The sequence below is a fragment of the Microbacterium sp. B35-30 genome (assembly GCF_010634855.1).
Lineage (GTDB): Bacteria > Actinomycetota > Actinomycetes > Actinomycetales > Microbacteriaceae > Microbacterium.
Genome location: NZ_MWLQ01000011.1, coordinates 236,718 through 261,785 on the forward strand (window position 1 = coordinate 236,718; position 25,068 = coordinate 261,785).

Below are 25,068 nucleotides of genomic sequence, written 5' to 3' on the forward strand. Positions count from 1 at the left end.
AGCGAGTCACGCGGGCGTCGTGTACAGCGGCGAGATGGCGCGCAGGTAGCGCGTGAACAGCTCCCGCCGACGGCGCTTGGTCAGCCCGGGCAGCACGCGGTAGAGCACCGCACGGGGTGCGTCGAAGGCGCGCACGGTGAACCACACCTCGTCGTTGTCGTACCAGTCGAGCATGAAGGACTCCTCGCCGCTGACGACCGAATCGCTCACCGTGCCGAGGGCGAAGCCGATGCGGCGCGGCTCCTCCACGGCGAAGATGACGCGCAGCTCGGCGTCGGCGCGCAGGCCCTTCACCCGGCCGTCGACCTTGATGGTCGTGCCGGCACTGACGTACGGCGTGCCGTCTGCGTCGAAACGCTGCTCAGCCTCGGTGCGGCTGGGAGCGACCGGGTTGCCCTCGGCGTCGAAGCTCACGCCGGAGTACATCGGGCCGGACGCGGGGCGCACGTCGGTGACGTCCAGCCCGGCGCCGCGTTGCGCCGTCCACGACAGCAGCGCCTCGCCGGCAGCGTGGAAACGGGCTTCGCCGCTGCCGATGCGCCACGACTGCTCGGCCGGGATGCTGCGCTCCGGCGGATAGTGCATGAGATCGGGCGCCTGCGTCGCCCCGACAGCGGCGTAGTCGACCGTGTCGTCCCGGAAGTTCCCTCGACGCATGACGACCAGCCTACTTGCCGTCCTTTTTCTCGGTGTCGCCCGACAGCGCGGCGATGAACGCCTCCTGGGGGACCTCCACGCGACCGACCATCTTCATGCGCTTCTTGCCCTCCTTCTGCTTCTCGAGAAGCTTGCGCTTGCGGCTGATGTCGCCGCCGTAACACTTGGCGAGGACGTCTTTGCGCATTGCCCGGATCGACTCGCGGGCGATGATGCGCGCCCCGATCGCGGCCTGGATCGGAACCTCGAACTGCTGTCGTGGGATGAGCTTCTTGAGCCGCTCGGTCATCAGCACGCCGTAGGCGTATGCCTTGTCGCGATGGACGATGGCGCTGAACGCATCCACCGGCTCGCCCTGCAGCAGGATGTCGACCTTCACGAGGTCGGCCTCCTGATCGCCGCTGGGCTCGTAGTCCAGCGAGGCGTACCCCGCGGTCTTCGACTTCAGATGGTCGAAGAAGTCGAAGACGATCTCGCCGAGGGGCATGCTGTAGCGGATCTCGACGCGGTCCTCGCCGAGGTACTCCATGCCGAGCAGCGTGCCTCGCCGGGACTGGCAGAGCTCCATGATCGTGCCGACATAGTCCTTGGGCGCGAGGATCGCGGCCTTGACCATCGGCTCCGTCACGCTGGCGATCTTGGTGCCGGAGGGGAACTCGCTGGGGTTCGTGACGGTGAAGCTCTTCCTGTCGTCGGTCACCACCTCGTAGGTCACCGACGGCGCGGTCGAGATGAGGTCGAGACCGAACTCGCGCTCGAGGCGCTCGGTCACGATCTCGAGATGAAGCAGGCCCAGGAAGCCGCAGCGGAACCCGAAGCCGAGAGCGACCGAAGTCTCGGGCTCGTAGTTGAGCGAGGCATCAGACAGCTTCAGCTTGTCGAGCGCCTCACGCAGCACCGGGTAGTCGCTGCCGTCGATCGGATACAGACCCGAGAAGACCATCGGCTTCGGGTCGGTGTAGCCGGGCAGCGCGTCCTTCGACGGCTTGCCGGCGTTTGTGACGGTGTCACCGACCTTCGACTGGCGCACATCCTTCACGCCGGTGATGAGGTAGCCCACCTCACCGACGCCCAGTCCCCGCGTCGGTGTCGGCTCGGGCGACGAGACCCCGATCTCGAGCAGTTCGTGGATCGCCCGTGTCGACATCATCTGGATACGCTCACGCGGGTTGAGGGTGCCGTCGACCATGCGGACATACGTGATGACGCCGCGGTAGGAGTCGTACACCGAGTCGAAGATCATGGCGCGGGAGGGCGCATCCGGATCACCCTTTGGCGCCGGGATCTGCGCGACGACGTGGTCGAGGAGGTCCTCGACGCCCATGCCGGTCTTGCCGCTGACCCGGAGCACGTCCTCGGGGCGCCCGCCGATCAGCCCGGCGAGCTCCTTCGCGTACTTCTCGGGATCGGCGGCGGGGAGATCGATCTTGTTGAGGACCGGGATGATCTGCAGGTCGTTCTCGAGGGCCAGGTACAGGTTCGCGAGCGTCTGGGCCTCGATGCCCTGAGCCGCGTCGACCAGCAGGATCGCGCCCTCGCACGCGGCGAGCGACCGCGAGACCTCGTACGTGAAGTCGACGTGCCCGGGCGTGTCGATCATGTTCAGCGCGAAGGTCTGGTCACCGGTCGTCCACGGCATCCGCACCGCCTGCGACTTGATCGTGATGCCTCGCTCGCGCTCGATGTCCATGCGGTCGAGGTACTGCGCGCGCATGTCGCGGTCGGAGACGACGCCGGTGATCTGCAGCATGCGGTCGGCCAACGTCGACTTGCCGTGGTCGATGTGGGCGATGATGCAGAAGTTGCGGATCAGCTCGGGCGGCGTGGCAGAGGGCTCGAGAGGCTTCAGGGCGCGGGGTGACATGTCCAGACGATTGTACGGGTGCGGGATGCCTCGACCCTGCGAGTCGGCAGGTTCGGGGTGCGACGGCGGCGATTCCGCATCCCCCCGGACGGCCGCGACCGTCACACGGGTGCGGGAAGGCGGCTCAGCCCTTCGAGCAGTTGGGCGCGGTCACTCGCCACGCACACGCGGATCCAGCCCTCCCCCGAGGCGCCGAAGGCGCTCCCCGGCGCGACGGCGACGCCCTCTTCGTCGAGGAATCGCTCGCACCACGCCTTGACGTCGCCTCCCGAGACGTGCGAGACGTCGATCCACAGGTAGAACGCGCCGGTGGGGGTGAGGTAGCGGAGTCCACGCGCGGAGAGGGCGGCGGTGGCGGCGGCCAGGTTCTCGCGGTAGTGCGCCGCGCTGCGCGCCACGGCGGCCTGGTCGCCGGTGAGCGCCTCCGCCGCCGCCCGTTGCGACGGCTCGTCGACGCAGCTGACGACGGACTCCTGCACCCGCAGCATCGTCTGGCGCCAGCCGGGCGGCGTCACCAGCCAGCCCACGCGGGCGCCGGTCATCGCGTAGGTCTTGGACAGCGAGAACACCGACAGCACGCGCCCGTCGGGATCGAGCGTCGCAGGGCTCACGTGAGGGGCTCCCCAGGTGAACCGCTCGTACACCTCGTCGCTGATGAGCCACAGGTCGTGCCGTCGGGCCAGGGCGAGGAGCTCGCCCAGAGTCGAGCGGTCGAAGGTGGAGCCGAGCGGGTTGGACGGTGTGTTCACGATCAGCGAGCGCGTGCGCGGCGTCACGAGGGAGTCGAGCTCCGCGAGATCCGGCTGGAAATCGCGCGCAGGGCGCAGCGGGTACGGCACGGGGACGGCTTGGAGCAGGTGGGCGTTCATGGTGAACGTCGTGTAGCCCGGGTCGGGAACGAGCACCTCGTCGCCGCGTGACAGCGTGAGCGCCATTGCGAGGTGCAGCGCCTGCGTGGCGCCGACCGTCACCCAGATCTGCTCGATGTCGACGTCCAGGCCGTTCTCGCGTGCCAGCTTCGCGCGGATCGCCTCCCGCAGCGCGGGCGTGCCGCCGTTGGGCGTGTAGCGGATCGCCCCTTCGCGCCACGCGTCGGCCGCGGCATCCCGGATCCGCGATGATGCGACCTCGCCCGGCTCGCCGACCGCCAGGATGATCGTTCCGGGCCGGCGCAGGGCACGCTCGAGGATGTGGCGCACACCCGAGCCCGGCATGTGCGCGATGTGCGGAGCGATCTCGGGCATGCCGCCATGCTAAGCGGCGCCCACAGCTAGCCTGTCGTCATGGTGGTGCAGGTCGTGCTCGTCCACGGCATCCGGACGTCCGCCACGATGTGGCGCGCCCAGGTCGAGTATCTGAACGCGCGCGGCACGCCGGTGACGGCCGTCGACCTGCCGGGCCACGGATCCCGGATGGCCGAGGACTTCACCCTCGAATCGGCCATGGCGACGATCGACGAGGCGGTGCGCGCCGCCGCCGAGCGCGGACCGGTCCTCCTCGTCGGGCACTCGATGGGCGGTCTGCTGTGCATCGAGTACGCGGGTGCAGAGGATCCGCCGCCCGTCACGGGCTTCGTCGCGGCATCCTGCACCGCGATACCGCGGGGTGTGGGACTCGCCGCCTATCGCGTGCTCACGCGCGGATTCGACTCACTGCCCGACCGGGGGATGTGGCTGACGAATCGCATGCTCGATCGCATCCTGCCCGATGAGACCCGCGCCGACTTCGGCGCCGGCGGCTACGCACTGGATGCGCAGGACATCGCGCTGCGCAGCCTCTCGGTGCTGGATCTGCTCGCCGCCCTTCACCGCATCGACGTGCCGCTATGGTTCGTCAACGGGCAGTACGACCAGCTCCGGGTGAACGAGAAGCTCTTCATGCGCATCGCGCAGCACGCCGAACTCGTCGTGGTCCCACGCACCACCCACCACGTCACCGTGATGCGCCCGCGGGCGTTCAACGTGCTGCTCGAGGTGGCGCTGGCGACCCTCGAGGCCTCAGACGGCTGACGTCGTGCGATCGCGATCGCGGACGCGGATCGCGTACGCCATGAAGCCGCCGATGATCGACAGGATGCCTCCCACGAGGAAGAGCAGCCAGAACCCGCCCACGAGCGCCACGAGCCCCGCGCCGAGGAGCGGCCCGATGAGCTGTCCCAGGCTCGCCGACACGTTCACGAACCCGAGATCCCGGGCATGGTCCTCCGCGCGCGGCAGCAGGTCGGTGCCGAGGGCGAGACTCACCGACATGTACGCCCCGTACCCGACGCCCAGCAGGGCGGCAGCGATCATCGCCGAGGTGAGCGAGGGAGCGACCACGAGGATGATCGAGGCGAGGCCCTGGATCACGGCGGGCCACACCACGAACGGCAGTCGACGTCCGGTGCGATCCGAGATCCGGCCCGACACGATGGACGACGCGACCACGAAGAGCGTGTAGACGAGGATCAGCAGCAGCAGCTCGTCCTCGGCGGTCGCGGCATCCCGATGCAGCCCGTAGAGCAGGAAGAAGAGCAGCAGACCCGTGCCCAGCGCGTTGCCGATGTTGACGGTGAGACGGCCCGCGAGCAGCCAGGCGAAGTCGCGGTCGCGGAGGGCGGCGAGGCGCTCTCGGATCGTCCTCGGCTCCCGCGCCACGGCCACCTCCGCGCGCGCGGGCGGGTCCGGAAGGAGCAGGGCCGCGACGGTGCCCACGACGGCGAGGAAGCCGGCCAACGCGAGGTAGCCGACGACGACGCCGAGCTCCAGCAGCACGATGACCCCCACCCCGACCACGATGCCGAGGGCCTGCGACGAGGAAACGGCAGCGGATGCCGTACCGCGCTGCGTCGTCAGCTGGTCGGCGATGAGCGCCGTGAAGGCCGCGGACGCGACGGCGACGCCCACCGAGACGCCGACCCACGCGAGCCCCACTCCCCACGGGCCGGAGGCGAAGGCGATCGCCGTCAGCGACGCCGTGCCGAGCCAGACACCGCCGAGCGCCCAGGGGCGCCGGCGCCCCCATCGCCCGCGGGTGCGGTCGGAGAGACCGCCCGCGAGCGGCGCGGCGATGACACCGGCGACACCGCCGATCGCGAGGACGAGTCCGGAAGAGACGACGCCCGAAACCCATCCGGCGGCGTCATCCGGTGTATCGAGCTGCAGGGGTATGAGCAGTTGCAAGGGCGTCAGCTGGACCGTCCAGATCGCGAGCCAGGCCAGGGTGAAGAGCGTGAACCAGCTCGCGCCGACCTTGCCGGGCTGCCGCGCGCTCACGAGCGCGCCTCGGCGATGAGCGTGCGGTACCAGTCGAACGAGGCTTTCGGCGTGCGCTGCGCCGTGTCGAAGTCGACGTGCACCAGCCCGAAGCGCTGTGACCACCCGTCCGCCCACTCGAAGTTGTCCAGCAGCGACCACACCGTGTACTCGCGGACATCGACACCCGCGCGGACGGCGGCGCCGACGGCACCGATGTGGCCCGCCAGGTACGCGACGCGTTCGGCATCGTCGACAGGGCCGTCGACGTGCTCCGGCTCGGGGAACGAGGCGCCGTTCTCGCCGATCACCAGCGGAGGAAGGTGCTCTCCGTAGCGTTCGCGGAAGTCCAGGAGAAGCTCCGTGAGCGCCGTCGGCACGATCGGCCACTCCGGTCCGAACCCGGTGACGGGCGCGCCCGGCGTGGGGACGATCTCGAAGGGAACGGGGCTGCCCCCGGCTGCGGCCGCCACCGTCGTCGGGTTGTAGAAGTTGATGCCGTAAAAGTCCCCCGGCGTCGAGATGAGCTCGAGATCGCCATCCTCGACCGGCATCGGCGGGATGCCGAACGCGTCCAGGTCGGGGTACGCCCCGGTGAGCACGGGCTCGGCGAAGAGGCGGTTGTGCAGCACGTCGTAGATCGCGGCGGCGGTGAGGTCGGCATCCGTCCCGCTCGCAGGGAGTACCAGCGTGTGGTTGTTGACGATGCCGACCTCTTCAGCGCCGGCGGCCCGCAGCGCCCGCTGCGCCAGGCCGTGGGCGAGCAGCTGATGGTGCACCGTCGGCAGCGAGCCGAACAGCAGCTGACGGCCCGGCGCCAGCGTGCCGACGGCATAGCCCTGCAGCGAGGTCGAGACGGGCTCGTTGAGCGTGTACCAGTGACGGATGCGGTCGCCCAGCGCATCGGCCACGATCGCCGCGTACTCGCCGAAGCGCTGCGCCGTGTCACGCTCCAGCCAGCCACCACCCCCTTCCAGCACGCTCGGCAGGTCCCAGTGGTACAGCGTCGCGAACGGCGTGATGCCGGCGTCGAGGAGATCGTCGGCGAGGCGGCGGTAGTAGTCGAGTCCCGCGTGGAGGACGGGGCCGCCCGGTTCGGGCTGCACGCGCACCCACGAGATCGAGAAACGGTAGCGGTCGGCGCCAAGCCCCGCGAGCAGGGCGACGTCTTCGCGGTGGCGCCGGTAGCTGTCCGGGCCGGGGTCGGCCGTCGCCGCTCCGTGGACGGCGCCGGGAGCATCGACGAAGTCGTCCCAGATCGATCGACCCCGTCCGTCCGCGGTGCGTGAGCCCTCCACCTGGAAAGCGGCCGTCGCCGTCGACCAGCGGAAGCCCGGCGGGAATGGGGCGAGGTCGACGGACGGATGCTGCGGCACGGTGGACTCCTTCGTCAGGGGCGCAGGCCTCGGGCGACGCGCGCGGCCACGCCTAGATCATGCATCATGAGGGGGATGCGGTGTGCGCACGGCGTCGGTCAACCGCACGTCGACCGACCTGATAGAATCCTTGTTTGGCTTGCGTGTGGGTTCGCCCTCACGACCGTCGCGAAGCGCCCCTCTCTCGCTGACCGGCACATCCATCCGATTCCCTTCGAACGAAAGAACGTCGACACGTGGCGAACATCAAGTCGCAGATCAAGCGCAACAAGACCAACGAGAAGGCGCGCGAGCGCAACAAGGCCGTCAAGAGCGAGCTGAAGACGCACGTCCGTCGCACCCGCGAGGCGATCGCTGCGGGCGACAAGGCCGCCGCTGAGAAGGCTCTGGGCACGGCGTCCAAGAAGCTCGACAAGGCCGTCAGCAAGGGCGTCATCCACAAGAACCAGGCGGCGAACCGCAAGTCGGCCATCGCCAAGCAGGTCTCCGCGCTCTGAGACTTCGACACGCTCTGCGACCGTGAGGTCGCCGCCGGCCGCGAGATCGCCCGGTGAGCATCCGTCGAAAAGGCCCGTCCCGTCAGGGGCGGGCCTTTCGCATGTGCGCCGTGCTCAGGCGCCGTACGGGGCGCGTGTCGCGATGACCGTGATCATGCGCTCAAGGGCGAAGACGGCATCCCGAGAGCCGCCCTTGACCTCGGCATCCGCCCGTGCCGTCGCCTGGATGGCGCGGCCCAGGCTCTCTTCGTTCCACCCCATCAGGTCGCGCCGGGCGCGATCGACCTGCCAGTCCTTCATACCCAGCCGGGCGGCGAGGGCCGCCGAGGGCTCGCGGTTGCCCGCCACCCGCGCCATGGTGCGCAGCTTCATCGCGACCGCCGCCACCAGCGGAACGGGGTCTGCCCCCGACGCGAGCGCGTGGCGGAGCGCGATGAGCGCCTCGCCGTAGCGGCCGGCGATCGCCGTGTCGGCGACGGTGAACGCCGACGTCTCGACGCGGCCGCCGTAGTAGCGCTCGACGATCTGGTCGGTGATGTCGCCGGGCACGTCGGCGATCAGCTGCTGGCAGGCTGCCGCGAGCTCGGTGAGGTCGTCGGCGAACGCGGAGACGAGAGCGCGCAGCGCGGTGGGTGCGATGCGCTTCTTGGCGGCCTGGAACTCCCCCGCGGCGAAGTCGAACCGGTCGGAATCGCGTTTGACGGCAGGGCACGCGATCTCGACGCCGGAGCCCTCCCCCGCGCGGATCGCGTCGAGCAGCTTCTTGCCGCGGACGCTGGCGCCGGTGTGGCGGAGCACGACGGTGGCGCCGTCCTGCGGCACCGAGAGGTACGAGAGCGCCTCTGCCAGGAACGTGTCGGAGCACTTCTCGACCCCGCTCACGCGCACGAGGCGTGCCTCGCCGAACAGCGACGGCGACGTGACCCCGAGGAGCGTTCCGGCGGCGTAGTCGTCGGCGCGGATGTCGGACACCTCGAGCGCCGGGTCCTCCGCGCGCAGGTAGTCCCGCACCCCGGCGATCGCGCGCTCGGCGCAGACCTCTTCGGGACCGGAGACCAGGACGATCGGCGCGGGCTGGGGCGCCCGCCACGACAGCTGGGGAATGGCGCTGCGCGCCGCCTTCGCGGGTGCTCGGCGCGCAGGGGAAGCCATTCCCCCAGCCTACCGACGACCACCGACGGCGGCCGCGCCGCCCGCCGAGGACCGGGGGTCAGCCGCCGCGCTCGCGCCAGATCGCAACCGCCTCCCCGGAGGCCCAGAGCGCGATCGCGCCGTCCTTGTCGGTGCGTACGGTCCGCGCGCGCAGGCCCTCGAGAATCGTGAGCGTCTCCTGTCGCGGATGGTCGTAGTCGTTGTCGATCCCGACTGTGAGGAGCGCCACCGTCGGCTGCGCGGCGACGTACAGCTCGGCATCCTGATCGGCACTGCCGTGATGAGCCACTTTGACGACCGCGTACGGCGGTGCGAGGGCGCCGGATGCCGTCAGCACGCGCTGCGGCGATGCCGACAGGTCGCCGAGCATCAATGTGGGCGGGATGCCCCCGCCGCGCACGTCGAGGACGACACTGGCGTCGTTGCCTTCCGGGAAGGCGCGACTGCCGGGCTTCGGCCAGAGCACACGCCAGCGCGCCGTGCCGAGGGAACCGGTGAGCCCCGCCGACGCCTCGGTCGCCTCTGCCCCCTGCGCCGTAAGCGACGCGATCTGCGCCCTCGCGTCGGCATCGCCCCGACCGTGCAGCACGGTGCCGACACGGCCGCGCACGGCGGCGAGCCCGCCGATGTGGTCGAGGTCGTAGTGGGTGAGCACCAGCAGGTCGATGCGCTCGATCCCGGCGCGGGAGAGGCAGCCGGCGAGCGGCTCGGGGGCCGGGCCGGTGTCGACGAGCGCGACGGCACCGGCCGAGCGGAGCAGCACGGCGTCTCCTTGGCCAACGTCGCACGCGAGCACCGACCAGTCGGCCGGCAGCGTCCAGCGGCCCGCGATGGACGTGAGCGCCCCCGTGCCGAGCGCCGCACCCACGACCACCGACACGAGTGACACGGATGCCGCACGCACGAGCCTCTGCCCCCGCGTCCCGCCGCTTCGCAGCACGATGACGAAGCCGATGGCGAGCCCCAGGACTGCCAGCGCCACGGCGCCCGGCCACCCTTCCAGCCAGGGCAAGGCGTCCCCCGGGAGCTGCGCCGCCGTCGTGGCGGTCGCGGCGATCCACGACGCAGGGACCCACGCGAGCGCCGCCAGACCGGACTGCAGCCAGGGCAGGGGCGCGCTGAGGCACGCGGCGAGTCCGATCACGGTCGCCGCCGGCGCCGCCGGACCGGCGAGGAGGTTCGCGAGGACGCCGTACACCGGGACGGTGGGCTCGATGAGGATCAGGAGTGGCCCGCAGGCGAGCTGGGCGGCGAGCGGCACGGCCAGTGCGAGCGCGAGCGGGCGGGGCACCGCCCGGGCAAGTCCCGCCGCGAGCGGCCGGGCGCACAGCAGGAGGGATGCGGTCGCGGCGACCGAGAGTGCGAAGCCGAGCGACGCGGCGAGCCAGGGGTCGAGGATCAGCAGCACCGTCACGGCCGTCGCCAGGAGTGCGATCCCCACCCCGGCCCGACCGAGGAGCACCGCGAGCATCGCGATGGCTGCCATGGCAGCGGCCCGCACCACGCTCGGCTCCGGGGTGACGAGCACCACGAACCCGACGAGCGCCGCGAGTCCAGCGGCCACGCGCAGCCCGCGCGAGGCGCCGAGCGCGGCCGCGAGGGCGAACGCGATGCCGACGACGAGCGCGCAATTGGCGCCCGACACGGCAGTGAGGTGCGAGAGCGATGCCTCCTGCATCGCCGTGTCGAGCGTCGGTGACACGATCGACGTGTCGCCGACCGCCAGTCCCGGCACGAGACCTGCCCCCTCGCCGGGAAGGCCTCCCACGGCGCGCACGAGCCCGCGCCGCAGCTCCGCCGCTGCCGCGGCCCCACCCTCGGCGGCGTGGACGACGTCGACGCCCCGGGACGCCCAGAGCACCACGACGGCGCGCTCACCGGCGCGCGCCGGCCTCGCGGTGCCGCGGATCTGCACGACCGCGCCGACGTCGAGGCGAGCGAGGCGGTCGACGTCGTCCATCGCGACGCGCACGCCGACCTCGACGTCCGCCGCCGGCCCCTCGTTGCCGGTGCTGAAGCGTGAGGCGCGGGCATCGAACGCCAGAGTCCCGTCGGCACGGCGCTCGACCTTGCCGACCACTTCCGCCCGCACCTCCACCGCCCGTCCCCCGTCGAGCGCGAGATCCGCGATACTCGCCCGCGCGGGCTGCGCCCAGGCGACGTGGGACGCGGACGCGGCTGCGGCGGCGGCGGCGAGCACTGCGACCACGAGCGCACGGCGCACCGCGTCGCGCGGCATCCGGAATCTCCCCGGCAACCGCCCCGCAGCGGCCCGAACGCGGACGCGTGACGTCGGCCGCCCACTTGCGCGAAGGACCGCGAGGGTGCACAGCGCCGCGACGGCCCACAGCGCCAGGGCGATCCAGGGCGACGCCCCGGGCGCGACGACCGCCGCACCCGCTACCGCCCAGCACGCGGCCGCGACGGGCAGGAGTCTCAGTGCAGCGGCGCGCGGCACGTCACACCGTCACGAGGTCGCGGAGGGACTCCAGCATCGTGTCGCCGATGCCCGGCACCGCGAGGAGGTCTTCGACACTCGTGAAGCCGCCGTTGTCGTCGCGCCACGCGATGATGCGCTCGGCGAGGGCGGGGCCGATGCGCGGCAGCGTCTCGAGCTGCGTCGCATCCGCCGAGTTGAGGTCGACCAGACCGGCAGCGGGCGCGGGGGCGACTGCACCGGCGGGCGGTGCCTCGCCCGTCCGCGGCACCGGCAGCTGCTCGCCGTCGTCGAGCGTGCGGGCCAGGTTGACGGCGTTCCGGTCCGCTTCTTCGGCGAAGCCGCCCGCAGCGGCGACCGCATCCACCACGCGGGCGCCCGCCGGAAGCACGTACAGCCCGGGACTGCGCACCGCACCCGACACGTGCACGTAGAGGTCTGCACTGCCGGTGACGGCGGGTGCGGGCGTCTGGTCGACGACGACTTGATCGACGGGTGCCATCGCGCCGCGCAGGATGCCGATGCCGACGGTGACGGCGAGTGCCGCGATCACGAGCACGACGACGGCGCCGATGCCGAGCCGGCGCCGTGACGAGGCATCGGGAGCGGGCGGCTCGTCGCGGTCACCGGCTGTCACCGGATTCACGCTAAGAGTCCGGTGACAGCGCGGGCGCGCGAAGTCCCGCGGATGTGGAGATCGCGGGACGAGGCCCTCCTGGGGAGGAAGGTCAGTGGGTGCTGAAGCTCACGACCTTGGGCGGCCGCACGACGGTGCGCGTGATCTCACGGTCGCCGAGCGCGCGGATGACCTTCTCGTCGGCGCGGGCGAGCCGCTCGAGCTCGGCGGCGTCGATGCGGGCCGGAACCTGGATCGTGCCGCGCACCTTGCCGTCGACCTGCACGATCGCCGTGACGCTCTCCTCCACCAGCAGGGTCGGGTCCGCGGTGCGCCACGGGACGAGCCCGACGAAGCCGTCGTAGCCGAGGATCTCCCACATCTCCTCGGCCAGGTGCGGGGCGAACAGGTCGAGGATCATCGCGGTGGTCTCGGCGGCCTCGCGCACGGCGGGGTCGGCCGGGCCGGCGCCCGAGTCGATGACCTTGCGCGTCGCGTTGACGAGCTCCATGAGGCGCGCGACCACGACGTTGAACTTCGTCTGCTCGACGAGCCCGGGGGCGTCGGCCAGCAGGCGGTGGGTGACACGGCGCAGAGACACGTCGCCCTCCGCCCAGACCACGTCCGGGTCGCTGGCCACGTCCGTGGCGACACGCCACGCGCGCGCCAGGAACTTCTGAGCCCCGGTGGTCGACACATCCTCCCAATTGATGTCGTCCTCGACCGGGCCGGCGAACACCATCGCGACGCGCGACGCGTCGGCGCCCGGGTCGACCATGCTCGATGCGAACTCGACGAGGTTGCCCTTCGACTTGGACATCTTCGAGCCACCCAGCAGCACCATGCCCTGGTTGACGAGGCTCGTGAACGGCTCGGTGAAGTCGATCAGCCCCATGTCGAACAGCACCTTCGTGATGAAGCGCGCGTACAGCAGGTGCAGGATCGCGTGCTCGACGCCACCGATGTACGAGTCGACGGGCGCCCAGCGGTTGGCCTCGGCGGACGGGAACGCCTGCGTCGGGTCGTTCGGTGCGAGGAAGCGCAGGAAGTACCAGGAACTGTCGACGAACGTGTCCATCGTGTCGGGGTCGCGCAGTGCCGGCTCGCCGGTCTCGGGATCCGTCGTCTTCATCCACTCGGTGGCGCCGCCCAGCGGCGAAGTCCCCCGGGGCTTCAGGTCCAGTCCGCGCGCATCGGGCAGCTCGAGCGGGAGCTGGTCCTCCGGCACCGGGACGATGCGGCCGTCCTGCGTGTGGATCATCGGGATCGGCGTGCCCCAGAACCGCTGGCGCGAGATCAGCCAGTCACGCAGGCGGTACGACTTCGCGGCACGACCCGTGCCGGCGGCCTCGAGCTGCTCGATGACGCGCGCGATGGCGTTGCGCTTCGACAGGCCGTTCAGCGACCCGGAGTTGATCAGCCGGCCCTCTCCGGTGAGTGCGATCCCGGTGCGGGCGGGGTCGACGTCGGACAGCGTCTCGACCGGGCCCGGATCGATCGGCACGCCGTCGTCGTCGAGTTCGATGACGGGGATGGCGCCGGTGATCGGCGCCGTCGTGTCGACCACGACCCTGACCGGCAGGTCGAACGCGCGGGCGAAGTCGAGGTCTCGCTGGTCGTGGGCGGGAACGGCCATGACGGCTCCGTGGCCGTAGTCCGCCAGCACATAGTCGGCCGCCCAGATCGGCAGGCGATCGCCGTTCACGGGGTTGATCGCGAAGCGGTCGAGGAACACGCCCGTCTTCGGGCGGTCGGTCGACTGGCGCTCGATGTCGGTCTCGCGCTGCACGCGCTCGAGATAGTCCTGGAAGCGCATGCGCACCTCGGCTGTCGAGCCCGCGGCGAGCTCGGCGGCGAGGTCGCTGTCGGGGGCGACGACCATGAAGGTCGCGCCGTGCAGCGTGTCGGGGCGCGTCGAGAAGACGGTGACCTTGTCGGCTCGGCCCTCAATCTCGAAGTCGATGTCGGCGCCGACCGAGCGGCCGATCCAGTTCCGCTGCATGCGGAGGACCTTCTGCGGCCAGAAACCCTCGAGCTGGTTCAGGTCGTCGAGTAGCCGATCGGCGTAGTCGGTGATCTTGAAGTACCACTGCGTCAGGTTCTTCTTGACGACCTCGGCGCCGCAGCGCTCGCAGTGACCGTCGACGACCTGCTCGTTGGCGAGCACCGTCTGGTCGTTCGGGCACCAGTTGACCGGGCTCGCCTTGCGGTACGCCAGACCGCGCTCGTACAGGCGCTGGAACAGCCACTGGTTCCAGCGGTAGTACTCGGGGTCGCTGGTGTGCAGAATGCGCGACCAGTCGTACGACGAGCCGTACGCGCGGAAGCTCTTCTTGTGCTGCTCGATGTTCGCGTACGTCCACTCGCGCGGGTCGGAGCCGGCGCCGCCCTTGATCGCCGCGTTCTCGGCCGGCAGGCCGAACGAGTCCCATCCGATCGGGTTCAGCACGTTGTAGCCGCGGTGGCGCCAGAAGCGAGCCACGACGTCGACGTAGGCGTAGTTCTCGGCGTGCCCCATGTGCAGGTCGCCGGACGGGTACGGGAACATCCCGAGCACGAACTTCCGCGGACGCGTGTCGTCGGCACCGCCGGCCCGGAAGGGGTCGGCCTCGGCCCAGCGCGCCTGCCACTTCTGCTGGATCGAGTACGCGTCGTAGCCCTCGGCGGGCGCAGAGGTGACGGGGGTGTCGGTGTGACTCACGAGGGAAGTACCAATCATGGGATGCCGGGAAGCGCGCGCAGCGCGCGAAGCGCGTCTTCCAGGTTAGCGGAAGGGCGCGTTCACCAGCCGGGCGGCAGCGACGCACCCAGGGCGGCAAGGGGCGCGCGCGCCTTGATACCCACCTCGGCGACCTCGGCTGCGGCATCCGATCGCCACGTGATCCCGCCGCCGGCGCCGACATAGGCGCTGTCGTGGCGGATGACGATCGACCGGATCACCATCGCCAGGTCGAGCCGGCCGTCGTCGCCGATCCAGCCGAAGCACCCTGAGAACACTCCCCTGGGCGCCGCCTCGAGGCGGTGCAGGATCGTCATCGCCGACAGCTTCGGCGCCCCCGTCATGGAACCCGCGGGGAACGTCGCCGCCAGCAGGTCGCCGACCGTCGTCCCTGGTCCGAGGCGTCCGGACACGGTGCTCACGAGCTGATGCACGGCGGGGTACGACTCCACCTCGAGGAGCGCGTCGACGCCCACCGTGCCGGGCAGGCACACCCGCGAGAGGTCGTTGCGCATGAGGTCGACGATCATGACGTTCTCGGCGCGCTCCTTCTCGCTGGCGCGAAGCTCGTCCGCCAGCGCCGCGTCGCTCGCGGGATCCTCCCCGCGCGGCCGGGTGCCCTTGATCGGCCGGGTGCGGACGATGCCGGCGCCGTCGCGGCCGGGCCGCACGTCGAGGAAGCGCTCCGGGCTCGCGCTGAGCAGGGCGATCGGCCCCGACCGCACGAAGCCGCCGTGGTGCGCCGGCGTCGCCGCGCGCAGTCGCGCATACGTCTCGACGGGATCGACGGATGCCTCGACCTCGAACCGCGTCGTCAGGCACAGCTGGTACGCGTCGCCCTCGCGGATCGCGTCGCGGCAGCGTTCGATGAGCGCGGCGTACTCGCCGGGCGCGTGGCGGGAGCGCGCCGGCCCGTGCTCGGGGGCCGGTGCCGGCAGGGGCGGCCCGGGAACCGCGGCGATGGCGGCCACCACGCGCGGGACGTCGTCGGGCCCTCCGTACACGTGGATGCTCTCAGCACCATGGTCGAACGCGACGAGGCGATCGACGCGCAGCCAGAGGCTCTGCGGCACGCTGTCGCCATCCTGCGATGCGGGGGCGCCCGCGCGCGCGGCGGCGGCGTCATAACCGCTCCACCCGACCCAGCCGCCGCGGAAGGCGGCGCCGCCGTGTCCTGGGTCGTCGCCGTCCGACTGGTCTGCGCACACGGTCGCGGTCGCACGGGCGGGGTCGTCGGGCGTGCCGGTGCCCATCCAGCTCCAGCCGTCGCGGGCGCCGGGTCCGGCATCCAGCCAGAAGACGTGCGGTTCATGGCTGAACAGAGCGGCGAAGACGGATGCCGGATCCGCCCAGTGCGCGGCCTCCGCGGCGGCGAGGGTGTCCGACATCTTCCCAGGTTAGAGGGGCGCACCGGCCTCTAGGCTCGTGGCGTGAACGAGTTCCTGACTTGGTTGCTCGACGCCGTCCAGAGCGTCGACCCGGTGCTCAGGACTCTTCTCGCGGGCTTCGCCATCATGCTCGAGACGAGCGTGCTGATCGGGCTCGTGGTGCCCGGCGACACGATCGTGATCGTCGCCGGCACAGCGGTCGCGTCGCCCCTCGAAGGTGTCCTGCTCGGCATCGCCGTCGTGGTCGGCGCGCTCATCGGCGAGAGCATCGGGTTCTGGCTCGGCCGCTTCCTCGGCCCGAAGATCCAGCACTCGCGTCTGGGCAGCCGGATCGGCGAGGCGAACTGGGAGCGCTCGGAACGGTATCTGCGCCGGCGCGGCGGCCCGGCGATCTTCATCTCGCGATTCCTCCCGGTGCTCCATTCGCTGGTGCCGCTCACCGTGGGCATGAGCGGCTATCCGTACCGGCGGTTCCTCGCGTGGACGATTCCGGCGTGCGTGATCTGGTCGGCCCTCTACATCTCGGTGGCGGCTCTCGCCGCCGGCACCTACCGCGAGCTGGCCGACCGGCTGCACTACGCGGGCTACATCTTCGTGGGCGTCATCGTCCTGTTCCTGGCCCTCGTGTTCGTGAGCAAGAAGGTCATCGAGCGAGCGGAGCGCAAGCATCTCGACCACGACGATCCCGACGAAGCGTCGGTGGCGGACATGAAAGACTGAGATGGTGCCGCAGACCGTTCTCCCGCCCGTGCGCGCCAAGGTCCTCTGGCTGGCGCGCCTGGAATACCGGTTCCACGCATGGCGCGAACGCCGTGCGCGCCGACGGGGCCAGAAGCCGACGGTGACGCCGTTCCCCGGCTACGGGGGGCCCGGCTGGGTCCGCGTGCTGGGGCGCGTCATGATCGTCCCGCCGGCGAAGGTCTCCGAGGCCGGAGAGTACGCCGGTGTCCGCGGCTGGCGCAGCTTCGTGGCCGTTCCGATCGGCTACGCGCAGGTCACGGTGGCGATCGCGGGAGTCGATCATGTGGTCGTCGCCGACCGCGGCGGTGTGATCGACACGCGCCTGCCGGCGGCGCTGGAGCCGGGCTGGCAGACGTTCACGATGTCGGTCGAGGGTGGCGAGCCGGTGGAGACGCGGGCGTTCATCGTGGCCCCCGACGTGAAGTTCGGCATCGTGTCGGATGTCGACGACACCGTCATGGTGACGGCCATCCCCCGTCCGCTCCTCGCGGCCTGGAACTCCTTCGTCGTCGACGAGCACGCCCGTCAGCCGGTTCCCGGCATGGCGGTGCTGATGGAGCGCGTCGTGCGCGAGAACCCAGGCGCGCCCCTGGTGTACCTCTCGACCGGCGCCTGGAACATCGCGCCGACCCTGATCCGGTTCCTGAGTCGCCACGTCTTCCCCCCGGGCGCGCTCCTGCTCACCGACTGGGGACCCACGCACGACCGCTGGTTCCGCAGTGGCAAGGCCCACAAGCTGTCGAACCTGCGGCGCCTGGCCGACGAGTTCCCGCACGTGCGGTGGCTCCTGGTCGGCGACGACGGTCAGCACGACGACGCCATCTACACGACCTTCACCGACGAGCACCCCTCCCGGGTGGTCGCGGTCGCCATCCGCCGCCTCTCCCCGGCTGAGGCCGTCCTCGCCGGTGGGCGGACGGCCGTCAACGACCACGCCGCGGCCGAGGTGCCCTGGGTGAGCGACAACGACGGCGCCGGCCTCCTGGAGCGGCTCGAGGGCGTCGGCGTCCTCGGGAGCACCGGCACCGCAGCCGTCTGACGTCGGAGCCCGCGCGTAGGCTGGCCGCATGTGCGGACGCTTCGTAGTGGCCAGTGCCGGTCCCGAGCTCGTCGGGGTGCTTCGTGTCGATGTCGAGGGCGAGGACCTTCCCGCGCCGTCGTACAACGTCGCGCCGACCGATCGTGTCGCGATCGTGCTGGACTCGGCCAAGACCGAGCCGCCCACCAGGCGGCTGGAAGCAGCCCGCTGGGGGCTGATCCCGTCTTGGGCCAAAGACACCAAGGTCGGGGCGCGCGCGTTCAACGCCCGCTCCGAGGAGCTCGAAGACAAGCCCATGTTCCGCAGCGCCCTAGAGAAGCGACGGGCGGTGGTGCCGACATCCGGCTATTACGAGTGGATGAACGTCGACGGCGTGAAGACCCCGCACTTCATCCATCCGGCCGACGGCGAGCCGCTGTTCCTCGCGGGACTCTACGAATGGTGGCGCGACAAGACCAAGGGCGATGACGACCCCGAGCGCTGGCTGCTGAGCTTCACGATCCTGACGAGGGACTCGATCGGGCATCTCGGATCGATCCACGATCGCATGCCGCTCTTCCTGGATCCCGATCACGCCGACGCGTGGCTCGACCCCACCACCGACAACGTCCGCGACGTGCTCGACGCGGCGATCGACGCGGCCCCGGCCCTGGCCGACACGCTCACCGATCACGAGGTCTCGAAGGCCGTGGGCAATGTTCGCAACAACTCCCCCGAGCTCATCGAGCCGGTCGAGTCCTGAACGTCTCACCGCAGCAGCAGCGGCGCCGCCGCGTATCCTCGAACGGTGACGATCGCGCCCCCTGCCGCTCCGGTGCTCGCCGGCGACGTCTGGCGTGCGCGTGAAGCGGAACACGAGGAGCGCGCCCGCGCGCTGACGCGCGCGCATCGTGAGCGGGCGAGCCGCGGCGAGGCGCATCCCGTCGAGGACTTCCTCTTCACGTACTACTCGTACAAGCCGTCGGTGCTGCACCGGTGGCACCCCGGCGAGGGCGTGGAGCTGGCGGATGCCGCGGCCGACGCCCGATCCGGCTGGCGCTGGTATCGCTCCGGTGCGACAGAGGGCTCGATCGCCGTCGACGGTGCGGGCTTCCGTGCCGATCGCGGCGCCCTCGTCGCGAACGTCGGCAGGATCCTCCGCGCCACGGCCGACAGGCCTCCGGGCTTCGGCTGCTTCGGCCTGCACGAGTGGGCGATGGTCTACCGCGAGCCGCAGCACCGGCATCCCGTGCCGCTGCGGCTCGGGCGGGACGAGACCGACGCGGTGGTCGAGGCGCACGAGCTGCGCTGCACGCACTTCGACGCGTTCCGCTTCTTCACGCCCGAGGCCGCGCCGCGCAATCGAGAGACGCCGACCCGAGAACGGCAGGCCGAGCTCGAGCAGCCCGGGTGCCTTCACGCCGGGATGGACCTGTACAAGTGGGCGGTGAAGCTCGGTCCCCTCGTTCGGGGGGACCTGCTCCTCGATGCGTTCGAGCTCGCCCGCGACATCCGGGTGCTCGACATGCGGGCCTCGCCGTACGACCTCGCCGGCTGGGGCTACGACGCCGTGCCGATCGAGACGGCCGAGGGCAAGGCCGCCTACGTGCGGGCCCAGCGAACGTTCGCGGATCGCGGCAGGGCGATCAGGCAGCGGCTGGTCGACGTGGTCGCGGGCTGAGTCACTCTGCAGGGGCGCAGGTCGTGCAGGGCAGGTCGCCCCCGCCCGCCTCGGCGACGGCGAATCGCAGTTCGATCACGCGAATCGCGGCGTCTTCGAGCCGGTCGGCCGGCAGCGCGCCGGACTCCACGGCGGCGACGATGCCGTCGATGATCCGCGTCGCGGTGTCGGGTGTCGAATACACCACCGTCAGGACCATGTCGTTGCCCGCGGCAAGCGCGGCCACGGCGTTGGCGACGGGATCCGCGTACTGCGGCTGGCCGGAGCCCTGCAGCATTCCCAGGTCGTCCGTGACGGTGACGCCGTCGAAGCCCAGCTCCTCCCGCGCGATCCGGTGCCACTCGGCTGAGAGGCTCGCCGGCGCGGGATCCACGGCGGTGTAGGCGAGGTGCCCGAACATCAGCAGCTCAGCGCCGGTGTCGATGCCGGCCTGGAACGGCAGGGCATCGGCCGCGCGCCACTGGTCCAGCGTCAGTGCCGTCGACGGGATCGCCGTGTGCGAGTCACCGGGGGCGGCGCCGTGCCCGGGGAAATGCTTGAGCGTCGAGAACACCGAGCCCTCCTCGCCCCGCACGGCGGCGGCCACACGGGCAGATGCGGCGTCGGGCGTCGCGCCGAGCACGCGCCGATGGATGAACGAGCCGGTGTCGGGCGTGACGTCCGCCACGATGCCGAAGTTCACGGAGATCCCGGCCTGCCGCACCAGAGCTGCGCGGCCGGCGAACGCCGCCTCGGCCGCGGACGGGTCGGCCTGCTGCAGCTCGAGGGGCCCGGGGAAGGTGTCCCACCGCAGGCGCGAGACGTCGCCGCCCTCCTGGTCGATCGCGACCAGCGGGGGCCGTGCCGGGTCCACCGTCAGCGCGGCGGTGATCGTCTGGAGCGCCGCTTCGTCGCCCGGGATGTTCGCGCCCATCAGGAGGAACCCGCCGGCGCCGGACGACTCCATGTAGGCGTGGAGGGCGGCGGCATCCGTGGTCGGGATGTGGCCCATCACGACGCTCGCCGCGCGCTCGCGCAGCGACATCGCCGCCACGGCCGCTTCGGCCGGCGTCGCCTCGGGCGTCGGCGACGGCTCCGGTTCTGCCGACACCGTCGCTGACGGCGACGCAGACGGTCGCACAGCCGGGCTGGAGGCGCACGACGTGCACACCGCGGCGAGCGCCACGACCACCGCGAGCAGGGCGAAGCGCGGCGCAGAAGTCACCGGGCAAGCCTAAGCGTGTCCGGTGCAAAGCATCTGGGAACGACCAGGTGATCAGTGGCGCGCGACGATGGCCGCGGCATCCGTCCCCATCGGCAGCACGCCGTACTGCGCCCCGCGCTCCTCGCCCACGCGAGCGGCGATGAACGCCTCGGCGTCGCGGCCGGGCGCGTGCCGGAGCATGAGCGACGCCTGGAACGCCAGTGCGAGATCCTCGCTCAGGCGGCGGGCCTGCGACGCGGCCGCGTCCGGATCCGCCGTCAGCCGCTGCAGCAGGCCCAGCGTGCGGTCGACGTGGCGATCGAGCACGACGGAGGCGCCGGCGGTGCTCGCGAGCTCGTCGGCGAAGGCTTCGCCCGAGTCGCGGTCACGAGTGAGCGCCCGGAGCACGTCGAGGGCGATGACGTTGCCCGAGCCCTCCCAGATCGCCATGACGGGCTGCTCGCGATAGCGGCGGGCGAGCGGGAACGTTTCGGTGTACCCGTTGCCGCCCAGGCACTCCAGCGCCTCGTAGGCGTGATGGGGGCCGCGTTTGCACACCCAGTACTTCGACACGGGCGTCGCGAGGCGACGAAGGGCGACATCGCGATCGGATGCCTCGGCCTCGAAGAGCTGCGCGAGGCGCATGCCCGTGAGCATCGCCGCCTCGTACTCGAGAGCGAGGTCGGCGAGCACGCCGGTCATCGCCGGCTGGTCCACGAGCGGCGCCCCGAACGCCTCTCGCCCGCGCGCGTGCCACAGCGCTTCGGCGAGGGACTGCCGCATGCCCGCCGCAGTGCCCAGCACGCAGTCGAGGCGCGTGCGCTGCACCATCTCGATGATGGTGCGCACCCCGCGGCCGGGCTCGCCGACGAGGAATCCGACGGTCCCGTCGAACTCGACCTCCGCCGAGGCGTTGGAGCGATTGCCGAGCTTGTCCTTCAGCCGCTGGATGCGGAACACGTTGCGCATGCCGTGCGGCAGGGCGCGCGGCACGAACAGGCACGTCAGCCCTTCATCGACGCCGCTGCTGCGCGTGTGCGCCAGCACGAGGAATCCGTCCGACATCGGCGCCGAGCAGAACCACTTGTGGCCGGTGAGCTGGTACGCGTGACCGCCCATCGACTCTCCGACCGTGGTGCCGGCGCGCACATCGGATCCGCCCTGCTTCTCGGTCATCGCCATGCCGATGAGCGCGCTGCGCTTCTCGCCCTCCACGATGAGGCGCGGCTCGTACTCGCGCGAGTACAGGCGCGGCAGCCAGGTGTCGGCGATCCACGGCGAGCCCTCGATCGACGCGACGGCGGCATGGGTCATCGAGACCGGGCAGGCGTGCCCGGGCTCGACCTGGGCGAAGAGCATGAACATGGCGGCGCGCGCGACGTGCGCGCCCGGCTTCGGGTCGGCCCATGCCGAGGTGTGCGCTCCACGGGCGATGGCCTCGCCGATCACGCGGTGATACGACGGGTCGTACTCGACCTCGTCGAGGCGGTAGCCCCAGCGGTCGTGCGGGTACGCGATGGGGGTGTGGACGCTGGCGAGCTCCGCGTCGCGCTGGAACGAGCCCGAACCGACGACTCCCCCGGCCTCGCGCAGCGCGTCTTCGGCCCAGTCGGCGCCGAACGCGCGCACCGCGCCGCCCAGCGGCACGTTGAGCGCGTACTCGTCGACGTCGACGCGCCAGGGCGGCTGGTTCTCGACGTAGTGCGTCGCCGCGCCGATCACCCGCTGGCCTCGCGCGAACGAGGTCATGACCGCTCCGTCTCCACCGCCATCGCGCGGGCGTACTGCTCGCCGGGACTGAGCGGCGCCCGCGTCACGATGTCGTGGACGAACTCGAGCTTGTGGCGGACCGGTGTGACGATCTTGAACGGATACAGGTCGCCGAAGCCCATCGCACGGTTGATGCGGTTGAAGCCCTGCGACAGCCATTCCCAGTCGGTGAGCAGACGCTGGATCGGCTCCCGCTCGTACGAGGCGAGCGGCACGACATCCGTGTCGCGGAGGTTCGTCACCGACGCATCGAGATGGATGCCGATGACCGCCGCGGTCTGCAAGGTGCCGGTGATGTGGAGATAGTGGGCGAACGTCTCGGCGAAGTCCTCCCACGGGTGCATGGTGGCGTACTCCGAGATGAACGACTGGCTCCAGTCGGAGGGAGCGCCCACCCGGTAGTGATGCTTCAGCGCGTCGCGGTAGCTGGAGCGCTCGTCGCCGAACAGCTCACGGCAGCGCGCCCACAGGGCGTCATCGGTGAGCAGCACGTTCTGGTAGTAGTGACCTACTTCGTGGCGGAGGTGCCCGAGGATCGTCCGGTAGGGCTCGCCCAGGCGCACGCGGAGCGCCTCGCGACGATCGTCGAGGCTTTCGGCCAGGTCGATCGTGATGATGCCGTTGGAGTGCCCGATCGTGACGGGCTTGCCGTCGGACAGGCTCGAGATGAGGTCGAACCCGAGGCCGCCCTTCTCGACGTCCCAGCCGACGATCGGCAGCCCGAGGTCGGCGAGCTGGAGGATCAGGCGACGCTTCGCCTCTTCGGTCTTCGCGAGCTTCTCGAGCGCGACGGTGTCGTTGCCGGCCGGTCGGCGACGGGTGAGCCGGCACGAGAAGCACCGGCCGGCCGGCGCGTTCTCCCACACCAGCCAGTTGCAGGCCCAGTCGCGGTTCGAGCAGGTGTACCAGGTCTCACCGTCGATGACGGCTTGATCGTGACGGATGCCGTGGAACTCGCGTGTCGGCACGTGATAGCCGATCTCGCCCTCGCAGTTCGGACACCGCAGGGTGTCGAGGTAGACGAAGTGGCGACAATGCGGACAGCGGGGCTGCGAGCTCACGGTCTCACCGTAGCGTGCGCGCGTGGGAGCGGAGGCATGCGTCATGCCGCCGGGACGAGCTCCACGCGCAGCAGCAGATCGCCATCGGGCCCCGGCGAGCCGCGCCCGTCGGTGTTGCTCGTGAGCACCCAGAGCGACCCGTCGGGCACTGCGACGACGTCGCGGAGACGCCCGTACTCGCCGGCGAAGGCCGGGATGGGATCGTCGACCGCTCCGTCCGCCCGCGTGTCGACCTGCCAGAGCCGCTCGCCGCGCAGACCCGCGACGAACACTGTGTCGCCGGCAGCGGCGATGCCGCTGGGGCTCGCGTCGCTGGTGGCCCACTGAGCGACCGGATCAACGAAGCCCTCCCGGCCGGCGATGCCTTCGACGAGCGGCCACCCGTAGTTCGCGCCGGGTTCGATGCGGTTCAGCTCGTCCCACGTGTTCTGTCCGAACTCGCTCGCCCACATCGCGCCGTCGGCGGTCCACGCGATGCCCTGCACGTTGCGGTGCCCCATCGACCAGACGCGGGTGCCCCACGGGTTGCCCGGCGCCGGAGCGCCGTCCTCCGTGATGCGCAGGATCTTACCGCCGAGGGCGTCGGGATCCTGCGCGGCGTCACGCTGCTGCGCGTCGCCTGTCGTGACGTACAGGTAGCCGTCCGGGCCGAACGCGAGACGCCCGCCATCATGCGTATTCGCGCGCGGGATGCCGTCCAGCACCACCTCGGGCTCGCCCAGCCCGAACGATCCCGGCTCGCCGTCGAGCGGCATCCGCACCACGCGATTGTCGTCCGCGGCACCGAAGTAGGCGAAGAGCATCGGTGTGTCGCCGGTCGTCAGCAGAGCGAGTCCGTGCAGCCCCGATTCGCCTCCCGACACGACACCCGGCACAGCGCCCACCTCGTGCAGCGCTCCGTCTGCCGTCAGCTCGAGCACGGCGCCGTCATCGCGCTGCGAGACGAGCGCGCCGCCGTCGGCGAGGGGCACCACCGACCAGGGCGCGGCGAGGCCGGACGCGAGCGTGCCGGTCACCTTCCCGACGCGCCACCGGCCCTCGCTCGTCGGCGAGGCGCTCGGCCCCATCGTGGCCGCCTGCGAGGGAGGAGCCGGTCGCGGGGTGGTGGCGCTGCAGCCGGAGGCCGTTATCAGCACCACGAGGAGGCATCCGATCGCCGCCCGCGAAGGATGTCTCGTCATCCGTCCGCCACGGCGGCCTCGAGCGCGGCGAGGTCGATGCGCCGCATGCGGAGCATGGCCTGCACGGCGCGATGCGCGATGTCGGGGTCGGGGTGGCGGATCAGCTCGACCAGGCGGTCGGGGATGATCTGCCATGACAGGCCCCAGCGGTCCTTGAGCCACCCGCACGGCTGCTCCTGACCTCCGTTCCCGGTCAGCGCGTCCCAGTAGCGGTCGACCTCGGCCTGAGTCCGGCAGGGCACGTAGAGCGAGAACGCCTCGGTGAATGGGAACTGCGGTCCGGCATCCATTCCGAAGTAGTCCCGGCCCCCCAGGCGGAAGTGCACGTGCATGACCTTCCCGCCCATTCCGGGGACCTCGTCGGGGTAGCGGTCGATGCTCACCACCTCGGAGTCGGGAATGAGCGCCGTGTAGAACGTGACCGCCTCCTCGGCGGCGTCGTCGAACCACAGGAACGGGGTGACTGCGCTCATGGGTCCCACCTTCGCCGACGC

21 protein-coding genes are annotated in these 25,068 nt (G+C 71.1%); 6 read left to right on the forward strand and 15 right to left on the reverse strand.

The features are described 5' to 3' along the window. Positions 1 to 6: 6 nt before the first annotated feature. The 3 genes from B2K11_RS05440 to B2K11_RS05450 form a co-directional block, all read right to left on the reverse strand. Entirely contained in the window at positions 7 to 657 is a 651-nt protein-coding gene (locus tag B2K11_RS05440; protein ID WP_163617233.1) for a DUF1990 family protein, read from the reverse strand. A 10-nt stretch (positions 658 to 667) separates the two neighbouring features. Then, the gene (gene lepA, locus B2K11_RS05445; protein ID WP_163617234.1) at positions 668 to 2,521 is read right to left on the reverse strand and encodes a translation elongation factor 4; all 1,854 of its coding nucleotides are present in this window, start codon (positions 2,519 to 2,521) and stop codon (positions 668 to 670) included. A 101-nt stretch (positions 2,522 to 2,622) separates the two neighbouring features. Beyond that, entirely contained in the window at positions 2,623 to 3,765 is a 1,143-nt protein-coding gene (locus B2K11_RS05450) for an aminotransferase class I/II-fold pyridoxal phosphate-dependent enzyme (RefSeq protein ID WP_163617235.1), read from the reverse strand. A 39-nt stretch (positions 3,766 to 3,804) separates the two neighbouring features. On the opposite strand from B2K11_RS05450, the gene B2K11_RS05455 reads away from it, so the two are divergent. Next, positions 3,805 to 4,530, forward strand: a complete 726-nt coding sequence (locus B2K11_RS05455) for an alpha/beta hydrolase (protein ID WP_163617236.1) — start codon at positions 3,805 to 3,807, stop codon at positions 4,528 to 4,530. Here B2K11_RS05455 and B2K11_RS05460 read toward each other — a convergent pair. Both B2K11_RS05460 and B2K11_RS05465 read right to left on the reverse strand, forming a co-directional pair. After that, positions 4,519 to 5,775, reverse strand: coding sequence for an MFS transporter (locus B2K11_RS05460; protein ID WP_163617237.1), 1,257 nt, complete (start codon positions 5,773 to 5,775; stop codon positions 4,519 to 4,521). The two genes, B2K11_RS05455 and B2K11_RS05460, sit on opposite strands and share 12 nt — an antisense overlap. Then, on the reverse strand, positions 5,772 to 7,130 hold the full coding sequence (locus B2K11_RS05465; RefSeq protein WP_163617238.1) for a GH1 family beta-glucosidase: 1,359 nt from the start codon (positions 7,128 to 7,130) through the stop codon (positions 5,772 to 5,774). Before B2K11_RS05465 ends, B2K11_RS05460 begins: the two co-directional genes overlap by 4 nt. Positions 7,131 to 7,366: 236 nt before the next feature. Between B2K11_RS05465 and rpsT the strand changes: the two genes are divergently transcribed. After that, positions 7,367 to 7,627 (forward strand): 30S ribosomal protein S20, encoded by a 261-nt coding sequence (gene rpsT / locus B2K11_RS05470; RefSeq protein ID WP_163617239.1) that lies wholly within the window; start codon positions 7,367 to 7,369, stop codon positions 7,625 to 7,627. 114 nt (positions 7,628 to 7,741) lie between these two features. Here rpsT and holA read toward each other — a convergent pair whose 3' ends face one another. The 5 genes from holA to B2K11_RS05495 form a co-directional block, all read right to left on the reverse strand. Further along, on the reverse strand, positions 7,742 to 8,779 hold the full coding sequence (gene holA / locus B2K11_RS05475) for a DNA polymerase III subunit delta (RefSeq protein ID WP_163617240.1): 1,038 nt from the start codon (positions 8,777 to 8,779) through the stop codon (positions 7,742 to 7,744). A 58-nt stretch (positions 8,780 to 8,837) separates the two neighbouring features. Next, a complete protein-coding gene (locus B2K11_RS05480; RefSeq protein ID WP_239525745.1) occupies positions 8,838 to 11,237 on the reverse strand; it encodes a ComEC/Rec2 family competence protein in 2,400 nt (799 codons plus the stop codon). Position 11,238: 1 nt separating this feature from the next. Further along, positions 11,239 to 11,790, reverse strand: coding sequence for a helix-hairpin-helix domain-containing protein (locus B2K11_RS05485; RefSeq protein WP_239525801.1), 552 nt, complete (start codon positions 11,788 to 11,790; stop codon positions 11,239 to 11,241). A 154-nt stretch (positions 11,791 to 11,944) separates the two neighbouring features. Beyond that, on the reverse strand, positions 11,945 to 14,533 hold the full coding sequence (gene leuS / locus B2K11_RS05490) for a leucine--tRNA ligase (RefSeq protein ID WP_239525748.1): 2,589 nt from the start codon (positions 14,531 to 14,533) through the stop codon (positions 11,945 to 11,947). 80 nt (positions 14,534 to 14,613) lie between these two features. Further along, positions 14,614 to 15,939, reverse strand: a complete 1,326-nt coding sequence (locus B2K11_RS05495; protein WP_163617242.1) for an anthranilate synthase component I family protein — start codon at positions 15,937 to 15,939, stop codon at positions 14,614 to 14,616. Between the two features lie 42 nt (positions 15,940 to 15,981). Between B2K11_RS05495 and B2K11_RS05500 the strand changes: the two genes are divergently transcribed. From B2K11_RS05500 to B2K11_RS05515, 4 genes are read left to right on the forward strand one after another with little or no spacing between them, the layout of a single operon-like run. Then, the gene (locus tag B2K11_RS05500) at positions 15,982 to 16,659 is read left to right on the forward strand and encodes a DedA family protein (RefSeq protein WP_163617243.1); all 678 of its coding nucleotides are present in this window, start codon (positions 15,982 to 15,984) and stop codon (positions 16,657 to 16,659) included. 4 nt (positions 16,660 to 16,663) lie between these two features. After that, positions 16,664 to 17,719, forward strand: coding sequence for a phosphatase domain-containing protein (locus B2K11_RS05505; protein WP_239525751.1), 1,056 nt, complete (start codon positions 16,664 to 16,666; stop codon positions 17,717 to 17,719). 28 nt (positions 17,720 to 17,747) lie between these two features. Continuing rightward, entirely contained in the window at positions 17,748 to 18,461 is a 714-nt protein-coding gene (locus B2K11_RS05510; protein ID WP_163617245.1) for an SOS response-associated peptidase, read from the forward strand. A 45-nt stretch (positions 18,462 to 18,506) separates the two neighbouring features. After that, a complete protein-coding gene (locus tag B2K11_RS05515) occupies positions 18,507 to 19,379 on the forward strand; it encodes a 3-methyladenine DNA glycosylase (RefSeq protein ID WP_163617246.1) in 873 nt (290 codons plus the stop codon). 1 nt (position 19,380) lies between these two features. Here the strand turns inward: B2K11_RS05515 and B2K11_RS05520 are convergent, their stop codons facing one another. From B2K11_RS05520 to B2K11_RS05540, 5 genes are read right to left on the reverse strand one after another with little or no spacing between them, the layout of a single operon-like run. Continuing rightward, positions 19,381 to 20,583 carry a glycoside hydrolase family 3 N-terminal domain-containing protein gene (locus tag B2K11_RS05520; protein WP_239525753.1) on the reverse strand — a complete coding sequence of 401 codons (1,203 nt, stop codon included), beginning with the start codon at positions 20,581 to 20,583 and terminating at the stop codon, positions 19,381 to 19,383. Between the two features lie 51 nt (positions 20,584 to 20,634). Further along, positions 20,635 to 22,311, reverse strand: coding sequence for an acyl-CoA dehydrogenase family protein (locus B2K11_RS05525; protein WP_163617247.1), 1,677 nt, complete (start codon positions 22,309 to 22,311; stop codon positions 20,635 to 20,637). Next, the gene (locus B2K11_RS05530; protein ID WP_239525754.1) at positions 22,308 to 23,393 is read right to left on the reverse strand and encodes a putative zinc-binding metallopeptidase; all 1,086 of its coding nucleotides are present in this window, start codon (positions 23,391 to 23,393) and stop codon (positions 22,308 to 22,310) included. Before B2K11_RS05530 ends, B2K11_RS05525 begins: the two co-directional genes overlap by 4 nt. Before the next feature lie 41 nt (positions 23,394 to 23,434). Further along, positions 23,435 to 24,574, reverse strand: a complete 1,140-nt coding sequence (locus tag B2K11_RS05535; RefSeq protein WP_163617249.1) for a PQQ-dependent sugar dehydrogenase — start codon at positions 24,572 to 24,574, stop codon at positions 23,435 to 23,437. Beyond that, entirely contained in the window at positions 24,571 to 25,047 is a 477-nt protein-coding gene (locus tag B2K11_RS05540; protein ID WP_163617250.1) for a VOC family protein, read from the reverse strand. Before B2K11_RS05540 ends, B2K11_RS05535 begins: the two co-directional genes overlap by 4 nt. Between the last annotated feature and the right edge of the window lie 21 nt (positions 25,048 to 25,068).

Coding starts and splice junctions, on each gene's coding strand:
- B2K11_RS05440 (WP_163617233.1), bottom strand. CDS start 657: ATGCGTCGAGGGAACTTCCGGGACGACACGGTCGACTACGCCGCTGTC.
- lepA (WP_163617234.1), bottom strand. CDS start 2,521: ATGTCACCCCGCGCCCTGAAGCCTCTCGAGCCCTCTGCCACGCCGCCC.
- B2K11_RS05450 (WP_163617235.1), bottom strand. CDS start 3,765: ATGCCCGAGATCGCTCCGCACATCGCGCACATGCCGGGCTCGGGTGTG.
- B2K11_RS05455 (WP_163617236.1), top strand. CDS start 3,805: ATGGTGGTGCAGGTCGTGCTCGTCCACGGCATCCGGACGTCCGCCACG.
- holA (WP_163617240.1), bottom strand. CDS start 8,779: ATGGCTTCCCCTGCGCGCCGAGCACCCGCGAAGGCGGCGCGCAGCGCC.
- B2K11_RS05495 (WP_163617242.1), bottom strand. CDS start 15,939: ATGTCGGACACCCTCGCCGCCGCGGAGGCCGCGCACTGGGCGGATCCG.
- B2K11_RS05510 (WP_163617245.1), top strand. CDS start 17,748: ATGTGCGGACGCTTCGTAGTGGCCAGTGCCGGTCCCGAGCTCGTCGGG.
- B2K11_RS05525 (WP_163617247.1), bottom strand. CDS start 22,311: ATGACCTCGTTCGCGCGAGGCCAGCGGGTGATCGGCGCGGCGACGCAC.
- B2K11_RS05535 (WP_163617249.1), bottom strand. CDS start 24,574: ATGACGAGACATCCTTCGCGGGCGGCGATCGGATGCCTCCTCGTGGTG.
- B2K11_RS05540 (WP_163617250.1), bottom strand. CDS start 25,047: ATGAGCGCAGTCACCCCGTTCCTGTGGTTCGACGACGCCGCCGAGGAG.